This window comes from Streptantibioticus ferralitis, assembly GCF_029223525.1.
Lineage (GTDB): Bacteria > Actinomycetota > Actinomycetes > Streptomycetales > Streptomycetaceae > Streptantibioticus_A > Streptantibioticus_A ferralitis.
In genome coordinates this window covers 111,717-123,333 of record NZ_JARHTQ010000005.1, presented here as the reverse complement: position 1 = coordinate 123,333, position 11,617 = coordinate 111,717, and the positions used below count along the sequence as shown (strand labels likewise).

10 protein-coding genes are annotated in these 11,617 nt (G+C 70.4%); 3 read left to right on the top strand and 7 right to left on the bottom strand.

Annotation, left to right across the window (positions count from 1 at the left end; all coding sequences use genetic code 11):
- The first annotated feature begins 3 nt into the window (after nt 1-3).
- On the top strand, nt 4-2,049 hold the full coding sequence (locus tag P2L57_RS09715) for a SpoIIE family protein phosphatase (protein WP_275811475.1): 2,046 nt from the start codon (nt 4-6) through the stop codon (nt 2,047-2,049).
- A 110-nt stretch (nt 2,050-2,159) separates the two neighbouring features.
- Here the strand turns inward: P2L57_RS09715 and htpX are convergent, their stop codons facing one another.
- From htpX to P2L57_RS09680, 7 genes are all read right to left on the bottom strand, one after another.
- Complete coding sequence (gene htpX / locus P2L57_RS09710) at nt 2,160-3,068, bottom strand: zinc metalloprotease HtpX (protein WP_275811941.1); 909 nt, start codon at nt 3,066-3,068, stop codon at nt 2,160-2,162.
- Nucleotides 3,069-3,073: 5 nt separating this feature from the next.
- Nucleotides 3,074-3,352, bottom strand: a complete 279-nt coding sequence (gene pspAA / locus P2L57_RS09705; protein WP_275811473.1) for a PspA-associated protein PspAA — start codon at nt 3,350-3,352, stop codon at nt 3,074-3,076.
- Nucleotides 3,349-4,122 (bottom strand): PspA/IM30 family protein, encoded by a 774-nt coding sequence (locus P2L57_RS09700; RefSeq protein WP_275811471.1) that lies wholly within the window; start codon nt 4,120-4,122, stop codon nt 3,349-3,351. The genes pspAA and P2L57_RS09700 overlap by 4 nt, the downstream gene beginning before the upstream one ends.
- A gap of 520 nt (nt 4,123-4,642) precedes the next feature.
- Nucleotides 4,643-6,109, bottom strand: a complete 1,467-nt coding sequence (locus tag P2L57_RS09695; protein ID WP_275811469.1) for an NAD-dependent succinate-semialdehyde dehydrogenase — start codon at nt 6,107-6,109, stop codon at nt 4,643-4,645.
- Between the two features lie 786 nt (nt 6,110-6,895).
- Nucleotides 6,896-7,588, bottom strand: coding sequence for a type 1 glutamine amidotransferase domain-containing protein (locus tag P2L57_RS09690; protein WP_275811467.1), 693 nt, complete (start codon nt 7,586-7,588; stop codon nt 6,896-6,898).
- Between the two features lie 63 nt (nt 7,589-7,651).
- Nucleotides 7,652-7,801: a hypothetical protein gene (locus tag P2L57_RS09685; protein WP_275811465.1), complete on the bottom strand. Its 150-nt coding sequence runs from the start codon at nt 7,799-7,801 to the stop codon at nt 7,652-7,654.
- A gap of 31 nt (nt 7,802-7,832) precedes the next feature.
- Nucleotides 7,833-8,858, bottom strand: a complete 1,026-nt coding sequence (locus P2L57_RS09680) for an alcohol dehydrogenase (protein ID WP_275811463.1) — start codon at nt 8,856-8,858, stop codon at nt 7,833-7,835.
- Between the two features lie 259 nt (nt 8,859-9,117).
- Between P2L57_RS09680 and P2L57_RS09675 the strand changes: the two genes are divergently transcribed.
- Together P2L57_RS09675 and P2L57_RS09670 are read left to right on the top strand one after the other, a co-directional pair.
- Nucleotides 9,118-9,999: a helix-turn-helix domain-containing protein gene (locus P2L57_RS09675; protein WP_275811461.1), complete on the top strand. Its 882-nt coding sequence runs from the start codon at nt 9,118-9,120 to the stop codon at nt 9,997-9,999.
- Between the two features lie 139 nt (nt 10,000-10,138).
- Entirely contained in the window at nt 10,139-11,545 is a 1,407-nt protein-coding gene (locus P2L57_RS09670) for a class-II fumarase/aspartase family protein (protein ID WP_275811459.1), read from the top strand.
- The last annotated feature ends 72 nt before the right edge of the window (nt 11,546-11,617 follow it).

Sequence of the window (11,617 nt, the reverse complement as noted above, 5' to 3'; positions counted from 1 at the left end):
CGTGTGGGGCTGGTGCCCCTCACCGCCGTCGCCGGTGGGTTGCTGGTCGCGCTGATCGGGCTTGCCTTCACGCTGGTCCTCTGGTCGATCGTCGGCCTCGGTGAGTCGACGGCTTCCGAACGCCATACCCATACGGCACTCACTCAGGCGAGGACGGCCGAGGGGCTCATCGTCGACCTGGAGACAGGTCAGCGTGGCTTCGTCATCACCGGGCAGAACCAGTTTCTTGAGCCATGGGAGACCGCCCGGACCACGTTCTCCGGCCAGGCACAGCAACTCGTACGCCTCAGCACCACCCCCGGCCAGAGGAGACTGGCCCAGCAGATCAGCCAGGCCGGCGAGTCCCTGATCCGTGACTACTCGATTCCACTGGTCGCGGCGGCACGCCGAGGAGACCCCACTGCGCGCGGCGTGGCGGCGACGCTGGAAGGGAAGCGGCGCGTCGACGCGCTCAGGCAGCAGTTCCTCCGGTACGACTCGCGCCAGGAGGCTCTGATAGCAGCGCGTGAAAGCGCGGCCGACGATGACGTCCGGGAGGCGGTCGTCGCAGCGTCGATCGGCCTCACCGGCTCAATACTCCTGATCGCGGCCTTCGCCGGGTACGTGATCCGGGCCGTTGTCTGGCCGGTCCGCAAGGCGGCCGACGTGGCGTCCCGGCTCGCCGGCGGCGACCTCGCCGTGCGAATGCCCGAAACCGGCAGGGGCGAGATCGGGCAGCTCGGGACCGCGTTCAACACCATGGCCGGCTCACTTGAGGAGAGCCGTGAGCAGGCACGCCACGCTCACGAGCGCCTCAGGCTGTTGTACGAAGCCAGCTTTGTCATCGGCACGACTCTCGACGCGGAGCAGACCGCACAGGAACTGGTGCGCGTGGCAGTCCCCCGGTTCGCCGACTTCGTCACCGTCGACCTGGCCTTGCCCGTCCTGCTCGCCGACGAACCGCTCACGGACCACGGCACACAGGCTCGCCGCGTCGCCCTGGGCGGGGTCCGCGACGACCCCCCGCTCGACCTCGTGGGCTCACAGATCGCTCTCTCCTCCTTCACGCCGCACATCCGTGACATAGCCGGCGCAAGCGCGACCTTCGTGCCGGACCTTCGTACCTCCTCCGCATGGCAGGTCCGTCACGGCCGCCAGGCCCGCAGGCTGCTGGACTACGGCATGCACTCGCTGATCACCGCCCCGCTGTACTCACGGCGCATGCTTGTGGGTGCGGTCGGCTTCTGGCGATCGGAGAACCCCAGCCCGTTCGAGGAGGACGATCTGTCCGATGCCCAGGAAATCGCGGCCAAGGCCGCCGTCGCGATCGACAACGCCCGCCGCTACGCCCGCGAGCGCGACACCGCCTTGACCCTGCAGCGGAGCTTGCTGCCCCGCAGCCCCAAACCCCCAAGCGGTATCGAGATCGCCCACCGTTACACGCCCGCCTCCGACGGCAGTGAGGTCGGCGGCGACTGGTACGACGTGGCCGCCCTGAGCCCCGACAAGGCCGCCATCGCCATCGGCGACGTCATGGGGCACGGCATCCCCGCCGCCGCTGTCATGGGGCAGATGCGCTCCACACTCCGCGCCCTCGTCCGCCTGGACCTGCCACCCGACCAGCTCCTGCATCACCTTGATCAGGCCATGCAGGACCTCGACAGCCCCATCCTGGCCACATGCCTGTACGGCGTCTGTGACGCCGCAGCCAACCGCTGCTGGCTCGCCCGGGCCGGACACCCCCCACCTGCCCTGATCACCCCCGACGGCACCGCCCGCCTCATCGACCTACCCCCTGGCGCACCGCTCGGCATCGGCGGCATCACCTACACGACCACCGAGATCCCCGTCACTCCCGGGACCGTGCTCGTCCTCTACACCGACGGGCTCGTCGAAGCCCGCGGATACGACCTCGATGAGCGCCTGGAGGAGCTCACCCGCCTCCTCACCGGCATCCATCCGTCCCTCGACCAGCTCGCCGACACCCTCATCAACCGCCTCGCCCCAACCCCCGCGCAGGACGACATCGCCATCCTCATCGCCCGCGTCGGCACCCCGAACCCTCGGTGATCGCCCAAGGGACCCCCGGAGTCCCGAACAGCGCCATCGTGCGCCAGGGGCGCTTCGGGCACGCGCTCGCGGGAGGGAGGTGGCAGCCTGCCGCTCCCGGGGGGCGCGGTTCACGTCGGCTCGCCCAGTTGCAGGGAGATCTTCGCGAGCTGGTCGAGGCGGCGCTGCAGACTGGGGTGGGTGGAGAACAGGCTTGCCAGGCTGGCGCCTTCACCGAGAGCGGGGCTGAAGAAGAAGGCGTTGAACGGCTGCGCGGTGCGCAGGTCTTCCGTGGGAATGCGGGCGATGTCACCGCTGACCTTGGTCAGGGCGGAGGCCAGCGTCGAAGGGCGGCCGGTGAGCATGGCGGCGGAGCGGTCGGCGGCCAGCTCCCGGTAGCGGGACAGCGCCCTGATCAGCAGAAAGCTGATCACGTAGACAACGGCGGAGACGGCCATGATGATCGCGAGGAGGACGGCGGTGTTCTGGTCGTTGCGCTGGCCTCGGCCGCCGAACAGTTCCGAGTAGAACGCGAAGCGGACCAGAAGCCCGGCCAGCACCCCGAGGAACGAGGCGATCGTGATCACGGCCACGTCGCGGTGGGCGACGTGGGAGAGTTCGTGGGCGAGCACGCCTTCCAGCTCCTCGACCTCCAGTCGGCGCAGCAGGCCGGTGGTGACGCACAGGACCGCGTGGTCGGCGTTGCGGCCGGTGGCGAACGCGTTGGGCATGTCCATCTCGGAGATGGCCACCCGTGGTTTGGGCATGTCCGCGATCGCGCACAGCCGGTCGACGACGCCGTGCAGGCGAGGCTGCTCCTGTGCGCTCACCTCATGGGCGTGCATGGCGAACAGGGCGATCCTGTCGGAGTACCAGTACTGGGCGGCCAGCAGCCCGGCCGCGATGACCACGACCAGGACCCAGGACCTCAGCAGGGCGACCAGGGCCGCGATGAAGGCGACGTACAGCAGTCCCAGCAGGAACAACGTGACCAGCATGCGTGCGGTCAGCTGCCGGTCGGCGCGGAAGTGGCTTCGCATCGCACTCATCGCATGATCAAGCTCGCATTGGCCAGGAGCGCGTGCATTCGCCCGAGGCCGGTGTCGTGTTCGGGCAGTACCGGTACCGAGGGTGCGGGCGTCTCGGCAGGCAGCGGAGTCCCGAGGCGGTGCACGGTCGCCGGCAGGACTCGCGAGGCGGCTGCGAACGCCTGCTCGTTCGCAGCCCCAACGGCGTTCTGGAGTCGGGTGTCAAGCTGATTGAGCTCATCAAGGTGCGTTTCGGCGATGCCGTGCTGGCCTGCGCCGAGAATGCGAACGATCATGACTTCCTCTCCTCCGGCGAAGTGGCGGGCCCGTCCCCGGCATCCAAGGCCGGCGCGGCGGAAGAGGCCCTTAGCCGCGCCTTCATCCGGTCCAGCTCCGCCTCGATGTCGTGGCCCTCGGTGACGGCGTCGAGCTGGGCCTGCACGTCGTCGCGCCCTGCCGGAAGCGCGGCGTCCTCCAGCGCCCCCGAGGCGAGCAGCTCGTCCAGCGCGCCCGCGCGGGCCTGCAACTGCTCGGTCTTGTCCTGGGCACGCTGCATGGCCATCCCGATCTCGCCCATCTCCTCGGAGACGCCGGTAACAGCTTCGCCGATGTGGGTCCCGGCCTCGGCCGCGGTATGGCTGGCCTTGATCGTCTCCTTGCGGGTACGGAACGCATCCACCTGCGACTGCAGCCGCTGCGAGGCCAGCGTGAGCTTCTCCTCGTCCGCCTGGAGCGACACTTCCTGCTCCTGTAGATCGGTGATCTTTGACGTCACGGCCGCGCGCCGAGCCAACGCCTCGCGGGCAAGATCCTCACGTCCGACCGCCAGCGCCTGCTGCGCCCGGCCCCCCAACTTCGTGCCCGACTGGTTCAGCTGGGTGATCTGGCTCTCGACGCGTTTGCGGCTGGTGGCCACGTCCACCATGCCGCGCCGTACCTTCTGCAGCAGGTCCAGCTGCTTTTCGTAGGAGTAGTCGAGAAGCTCCCGCGGGTCCTCCGCGCGGTCCAGGGCCTTGTCCACCTTGATCCTGAACAGTGCCGCGATACGGCGGGTGATGCTGGTCATCGCGACCCACCTCCTCATCCTGCGCGGCCGCGCGCGCCCGCGCAGGTGTCTCGCCCCTACTGCCATGGTCGCTCCGCCCTCGTCGCAGGCGCAGGGGCCGGACGGCCCCTGGCGTTCGTGGCCGCGGTAGCAGGCCGATGGAACAGCACGATCGCGGGACCGCCTCCCGCTTCCGAGGGGGCGGCACGGCTCATGCGCATCAGGTCTGCGGATCCATCGTCCGTCCTGCGACGGCTCGACAGCGGGTGCCAGGACAGTGCCCCTGACGGACGCCGTAGGGGAGACGGGAGGTGCGGCAATGCAGTGCCTTCGGGAGCGCAACGACAACCTGACGCTGGATGAGGTGGCGCCGAAGGCCAACCTGGACGCGTGGCGGCGCTGCCTGGCCGACCACGAGCTACAGGAGCGGGTGGCCCACCGCTCCGGGAGCGAAATGAACGGGCCCGGGCAATGGGATGGGAGCCTCGTCCGCCTGCCCGTCGAGCGCCGCCCGCGCCCTGCGGTCTGTTCGAGGCAGCGGTCAGAGTCCCAGCGCCACGTACTTGGTCTCGAGGTACTCGTCGATCCCGGCGACCCCGCCCTCGCGACCGAGACCTGAATGCTTCACCCCGCCGAACGGAGCTGCGGCATCCGACACCAGACCTCGGTTCAGCCCGACCATTCCCGACTGGAGTTGCTCCGTGAGCCGGATCGCCCGGCTGATGTCGCGCGTGTAGAGGTAGCTGACGAGCCCGAACTCGGTGTCGTTGGCAGAACGGATCATCTCCTGCTCGTCGGTGAACGACGAGATCGGTGCCACCGGGCCGAAGATCTCTTCTCGGGTCAGACGGGCGGAGGCCGGGACGTCGGCGAGCACCGTCGGTGGGTAGAAGTATCCGGCCCCGCTCGGCGCCTTGCCTCCGGTGACGATCCGGGCACCGCGGCTCACGGCGTCGTCGACGAGTCCGGCGACCCTGGCCCGCTGGGTGGCGTCGATCAGGGGCCCGACCTCGGCTCCTTCGTCGACGCCCCGCCCGATGGTCAGGGCGGCCATGCGGGTGGTCAGCTTCTCGGTGAACTCCTCGGCAACGTCGGCGTGTACGAAGAACCAGTTGGCGGCGATGCACGCCTCACCGAGGTTGCGCATCTTCGCGATCATCGCGCCGTCCACCGCCGCGTCCACATCGGCGTCGGCGCACACGATGAACGGTGCGTTGCCGCCCAGTTCCATCGACGTCCGCAGGACGTTGTCCGCCGCGCTCTCAAGCAGTGTCCTGCCCACCGCTGTCGACCCGGTGAACGACAGCTTCCGCAGTCGCCTGTCATGGATCAGGGGCTGGGTGACCGGCCCGGCCGCGGAGGTGGTCACCACGTTGAGCACGCCCTCCGGTAGGCCGGCTTCGGTCAGGACGTCGGCGAGCAGCAGTGCGGTCAGCGGCGTCTGGGGTGCCGGCTTCACGACCATCGTGCACCCCGCGGCGATCGCCGGCCCGATCTTGCGCGTCGGCATCGCCAGCGGGGCGTTCCACGGAGTGATCAGCAGACAGGGACCCACGGGCTGGCGCATGGTGACGATGCGGCCGTTTCCGGCACCGTTCACCTTCCACTCGCCGGAAATGCGGACTGCCTCCTCGGAGAACCACCGGAAGAACTCGGCGCCGTAGGAGACCTCGGCCCGCGACTCGGCCAAGGACTTGCCCATTTCGAGCGTGATCAGCAGCGCGATCTCCTCGGCGCGCTCGGTGAGCAGTTCGTAGGCGCGCCGGAGGATCTCGCCGCGTTCTCGGGGCGCCACCGCGGCCCAGGACGCCTGGGCAGCACTGGCGGCATCGAGGGCTGCCATCGCGTCCTCGGGCGATGCGTCCGCGACCTCGCACAGCGCCGCACCCGTCGCGGGATTCTCGACCGCGAACGTCCGGCCCCCGGTGGCGGCACGCCACCGTCCCCCGATGAAGAGCTTCTTCTCAACGCGCCCGATCACTGTGGTTTCGGAAATGGTGGTGCTCATCGGATCGAATTCCTCGCTCTCCACGTGCGGATCGAGACCTGCGACCAGTTCGCCGCACGGCCTCTGAGTTGTCGGTTCTCCCGGGGGTACGCGGTTCACCAGCGGCGCCGCGAGTTCTCGTTCTCACGCCGAGCACCTGGACGTGCTCGACAGCGGTCGTCGCCCGTCCACCGTCGAGGGGTGATCTCCACGGCGCCGCACGGACGTTGCCGACCCGAGCGATCTGCCGCCGTCGGCTGCGCACCGGGTTGATCGTGTCCTGCAGGTCTGTGTGTAGCCATGGCAGGGTCGCGGCGACGGCACTCCCGGCGCGGACGTGGACAGTGCGTTCGCCGTGGCGGACGGCACCGCTCGCGCTGGTTGACGCACCGCTGGACCACGTTCCGGCCGGCATCGAGGTCGAAGCGGGGTGGGCGGCCGCCGCGAGCGCTTGTCTCCCGACGCCGGCTGATCTGGCCGTCGTGTTCGGGGCTGGGGAACCCGATCCTGCGGGGCGACACGCCACCCTCGCCGAAGGATGGGGTGCGTACCTGGCCGGTACCCCGTGCGGCCTGCGATACAGCGAGAGTGCTTCGCCGAAGGGGCGCAGGACCGCGGACTGCGGTGATCCGCGGATGCCGACTCCGGTCTGACGGCACCCGCGGCCAGGCGACGGCCGGGGGACCGCGCTACAGCGGCCCCGCCGGGTTGGTCTCGACACGGAGGGGCCGGTGCAGCGCCCGCCAGCAGCAACCCTGTCGGCGGGTGGCTCCCGAGTCGACACCGTTCCGCTGATGCGACGCCTGCTCAGCCGAGCGCGGTGAGGACGGCGTCGGCCATCGCGCCACTCGATGCCGGGTTCTGACCGCTGATCAGGTGTCCGTCGCGCACGACGTTCGGCGCCCACACCGGACCACCCTCGAACTGCGCGCCCCGCTCACGCAGCCGCGATTCCAACAGCCAGGGGGCCTTCGCCGCGGTGCCGAACTCGGTCTCCTCCTCATCGGTGAGGCAGGTCAGCCGACGGTCGGCGAACAGCCACCTCCCGTTGGAGTCGGTAGCGCTGAGCAGGGCGGCCGGGCCGTGGCAGACCGAGGCGATGATCTTCCCGGCGGCGTCCGCGGCGGCGAGCAGACGGCCCATCGCGCGGTCGTCGGCCAGGTCTTCCATCGGCCCGTGCCCACCCGGGATCACCACCGCGTCGTAGCCGGCGACATCCACATCGGCCAGCTTCAGGGGGAAGCCGAGCATCTCGGAGAGGGAGTCGACGTACTCCGAGTAGTGCGCGGCGTCCGGTCCGGCGACGTCCGGCGTGAAGCTGAGCGGGTCCGGGGTCGGCCGCCGGCCGGCCGGGGTGGCGACCTCAACGGTGTGCCCGGCCTGGGTGAACTTCTCGTGAGGCACCACGAATTCCTCGGCCCAGTACCCACTCGGGTGCTTGGTGCCGTCGGCCAGGGTCCAGTGGTCGGCCCCGGACAGGACGATCAGGATGTTGCTCATTGGCCTCTCCTTGCTCTTTGGCAGTTGGTTCGGTTTGCCGCGTCGCCGGGTCACCAGAGCGCCTCAGCGCCCGTCCCACGACGTCGTGGGCTCGGTGTGGAGTGCAGTGGCCGTGGCGTGGCCGGCGGTGTTCCCCCCGGCCTGGTCGCCGGGCGGTCCGCTGAGGGGTTCGCCGATCAAGGCGGCGAGGACGCGGTCGGTGTGGCGGTTCATCGCCACCGTGACGCGGAGGCGGGGCTGGCGGTCATTGAACGGTCGTCAGGACCATCCGGAAGCGCGCGTCGTTGGACATCATCCGGTCGTAGGCCTCGGCGGCCTTCTCCAGCGGCATGGTCTCCACCATCGGGCGGACGCCCGTGATGCGGCAGAACCGCATGGTGTCCTCGGAGTCCTGCGAGGAGCCCGACGGGTGGCCGGCGACGGAGGTGGCCGGTCCGATGAGGTTCAACGCATTGAGTTCGATCGGCGTCTCGGCGGCTCCGAGCACCACCACCTGACCGCGCGGGGCGAGACCGGCGACCGTCGAGGCCACGGCCGACCCGCTGGTGGTGGTGGCGACGACGACGTCGGCGCCACCCAGTTCGGCGAGCGCCTCGCCGGCATCGCGGGCCTGCGAGTCGATGTAGTGGTGAGCGCCGAGCCGACACACCAGCTCCGCCTTCTCGGGCCCGCGCGAGATCGCGACGACCTCGCAACCCATCTTGACCGCGAACTGGATCGCCAGGTGCCCGAGCCCACCGACGCCGACCACCGCGACGCGGTCACCGGGACGCACCGGGCTGGAGCGCAGCCCGTGGAAGGCGGCGACGCCCGCGCACAGCAGCGGTGCGGCATCCTCGGCTGAGAGCTCGTCGGGCACTCGCGCCAGCGCGTCGGCCGGCACCACGACCGCCTCGGCGTATCCACCGTCGAAGGTGATGCCCGGGATCCGCCCGTTGCGACAGGTGATGAAATCTCCGCGACGGCACCGCTCGCAGTGGTAGCAGGCGCCACCGAACCAGCCCACACCCACCCGGTCACCGGGCGACCACGAGCCGCTCACCCCTGGGCCCACCTCGTCGATCAGGCCGACCACCTCGTGGCCCGGGATGATCGGAAACGGCGTGGCCTCGCCCATGAGGCCCTCCTTGGCGAACATGTCCGAGTGGCAGACCCCACAGGCCTGCACCCGCACCCGGACCTCGCCCTCGCCGGGCTCCGGCAGATCGCGCTCGACGAGCTCAAGGGGCCCTCCGGCCTTGGAGACCTGCACCGCTCGCATCGTGGCCATGCTCGTCCTCTCAAATGTCGGGATACTCAACGGATTTCGCTGCTCCGCGATCCCGATGCGGGACCGCGGACGCCCGGACGACCAAAGCGGAAGTCCGGCGAGCGAGGTGGCTCGCGTCCACCGCCATCAAGGCAATCAGGCTGGATACCGTTGCCCTCGCCCAAATCCGGCCCTGATCGACCTGGGTCCGGTCGACCACGGTTCGACAGAACCACCCTCGTCGGTCCCTGCCGCACGCCCGGTGTCGCACACTGGGGCAATGGAGCAGAACCTGGAGCTGAAGGAGTTCCTGAGCAGCCGCCGGGCCCGCCTCGACCCGCTCGACGCGGGGTTCGACACCCGCGCCGGCGTGCGCCGGGTACCCGGGTTGCGCCGCGAAGAGGTCGCGCAGTTGGCCGGGGTGAGCCCGGACTACTACAGCCGCCTGGAACAGGGCCGTGCCCTCCGTCCCTCCGACGAGGTGCTCGACGCGGTGGCCCGCGCCCTGCGCCTGGACCCGACGGAACGGGCCTATCTGTTCCAGATCGCCCAGGCTCCCCGGCAAACCCGCCGCAGGCCGCCTGCCCGCGTGCAACGGGTTCGCCCCGGCGTCCGCCGGCTCCTGGAGAGCCTCGGAGAAACAGTGCCGGCGTTCGTCTTCGGGCGCCGTATGGACGTCCTGGCCATCAACCGCCTTGCCGCAGCTCTCCTGACCGACTTCGAAGCGCTCCCCCCGCGCGACCGGAACATGCTCCGCTACACCTTTCTCGACGAGTCGGTCCGCGAGCTCTACGTCGACTGGGAGACGGTGGCCAGGGACAACGTCGGCATCCTGAGACTGGACGCCGGACGCCATCCCGACGATCCTCTCCTGGCGGAACTGGTCGGGGAACTCGCCGTCAAGAGCCCCGAGTTCCGCCGCTGGTGGGCCGACCACAACGTCCGCGAGCGCAGCCACGGCACCAAGCGGTACCACCACCCCGTCGTCGGTGACCTCACCATCGACTACGAATGCCTTCCCCTGCCCGGAGACCCGGACCAGACCCTGTGCACCTACACCACCGAAGCCGGCTCCCCTTCCGAAACCGCGCTGCGACTCCTCGCCAGCTGGACCGACCAACCGCACCACGCCCCGGCAGTGGACACGCCGCAGTACGACTGAGCCCGAACCCGGAGGCCGAGGTCGCCCTCCATGGGCGTGACGCCGAGCTTTGGGGGCAGGTGGTGGCCCCTGAAGGCACGGCGAGGCGATCCGGTGTCCACGGGGCATGGCCGCAACGTCGTATCCAGGAGGTTTGACGATGACCCCGGTCGTCCACACCGGCCGATCCCCGTTCTCCCTGCTCACCCACCTCGCGGGTGACCAGGAGCAGCTGGAGATCTTCTCCGGGCGCAGCTCGGTCGAGGGCTGGCTCGCCGCCGAGCGGGCGCTGGCCTGGGCCCAGGCCGAGCACGGCGTGATCAGCGACTCTGACGCCGACGCGATCGCGCGCGTCGCCGTCGTCGACACCATCGACCCCGAGGTGCTCTGGAAGACCGCCCGCAACGTCGGGTACCCGATCCTCGGCCTGGTCCGGGAAGTCGCCGCGGCGCTGCCGCCCGGCCCGGACGGCCGGGTGCACTACGGCGCCACCACCCAGGACATCATGGACACTGGCCTGGCCCTGCAGATGGCCCGGTCAATGGTCGCGCTGGACCGGCGGCTCAGCCTGCTCGGAGACGCCCTCGCCGAGCAGGTCGCCGAACACGCCCGCACCGTGATGGCCGCCCGCACGCACGCCCAGCAGGCCGTCCCGACCACGTTCGGCGCCACCCTCGGCGCCCTGCTCGCGCAGTTCACCCGGCAGCGCGAGCGGCTGGCGCAAGCGGCCCCGCGGATCGCCGTGATCTCGCTGTTCGGCGCCGGCGGCACCGCGGCCGCGCTCGGCCCGCACTCCGCCGAGGTCCGGGCGAGCATGGCCCGCCGGCTCGGCTTGTTCCACACCGACGTGCCGTGGCACGTCGACCGGGACGGCGTCGCCGAGTTCGGCTGGCTGTGCACGACGATCACCGCCACCTGCGCCAGGCTGGCCCGCAACGTCGTGGACCTGTCCCGCACCGAGATCGGCGAGGTTTTCGAGCCGTTCGAGAGCCACCGCGGTGCGTCCTCGACGATGCCGCAGAAGGTCAATCCGATCTCGTCGGAGATCGTCATCGGGTTGACCGGCACCGCGGGCGCGCTTGCCTCCTCGCTGGCCCGGCTGCAGGAGGCGGGCCACGAGCGGGCCGCCGGAGAGTGGCAGATCGAGTGGCAGGTGGTGCCGCAGCTGGCCGTGCTGGCCGGCACCGCGCTGTCCGAGACGCTCCTCGTTGTCCAGGGGATGCGGGTCGACGCCGAGCGGATGCGCGTCAACCTTGAGCAGGACGGCGGCCTGGTGATGGCCGAGGCTCAGATGATCTCGCTCGCCGGCGCGATGGGGCGCGAGCACGCGCACGACCTGGTCTACGAGGCGTCTGCACGGGCTCGCCGTACCGGCCGCACGCTGGCCGAGGTGCTGGCCGAGGTCGCCGACGAGCAGGGCAGGCGCGAGCTGCTGCCCGACCCGCCGGTCACCGCCGACGACTACGTCGGCGAGGCTGGCCGGATCGCCGACGCCGCCGTTCGCGGCTGGTCCGCCACCACCGCCCTCGACCTCGCCGCCGCGCCACTGTCGGAGCTGGCGTCGTGAGCGCCCGCGTCGGTGGTCCGGAATCACTTCGACCTGTTCCGCTCCCGGATCGACGGCCGAGCCGTCCTACGT

Excerpts from the sequence above, each read along its gene's own strand:
- htpX (WP_275811941.1), bottom strand. The coding sequence starts at position 3,068 with ATGCGAAGCCACTTCCGCGCCGACCGGCAGCTGACCGCACGCATGCTG.
- pspAA (WP_275811473.1), bottom strand. The coding sequence starts at position 3,352 with ATGATCGTTCGCATTCTCGGCGCAGGCCAGCACGGCATCGCCGAAACG.
- P2L57_RS09700 (WP_275811471.1), bottom strand. The coding sequence starts at position 4,122 with ATGACCAGCATCACCCGCCGTATCGCGGCACTGTTCAGGATCAAGGTG.
- P2L57_RS09695 (WP_275811469.1), bottom strand. The coding sequence starts at position 6,109 with ATGAGCACCACCATTTCCGAAACCACAGTGATCGGGCGCGTTGAGAAG.
- P2L57_RS09690 (WP_275811467.1), bottom strand. The coding sequence starts at position 7,588 with ATGAGCAACATCCTGATCGTCCTGTCCGGGGCCGACCACTGGACCCTG.
- P2L57_RS09685 (WP_275811465.1), bottom strand. The coding sequence starts at position 7,801 with ATGAACCGCCACACCGACCGCGTCCTCGCCGCCTTGATCGGCGAACCC.
- P2L57_RS09680 (WP_275811463.1), bottom strand. The coding sequence starts at position 8,858 with ATGGCCACGATGCGAGCGGTGCAGGTCTCCAAGGCCGGAGGGCCCCTT.
- P2L57_RS09675 (WP_275811461.1), top strand. The coding sequence starts at position 9,118 with ATGGAGCAGAACCTGGAGCTGAAGGAGTTCCTGAGCAGCCGCCGGGCC.
- P2L57_RS09670 (WP_275811459.1), top strand. The coding sequence starts at position 10,139 with ATGACCCCGGTCGTCCACACCGGCCGATCCCCGTTCTCCCTGCTCACC.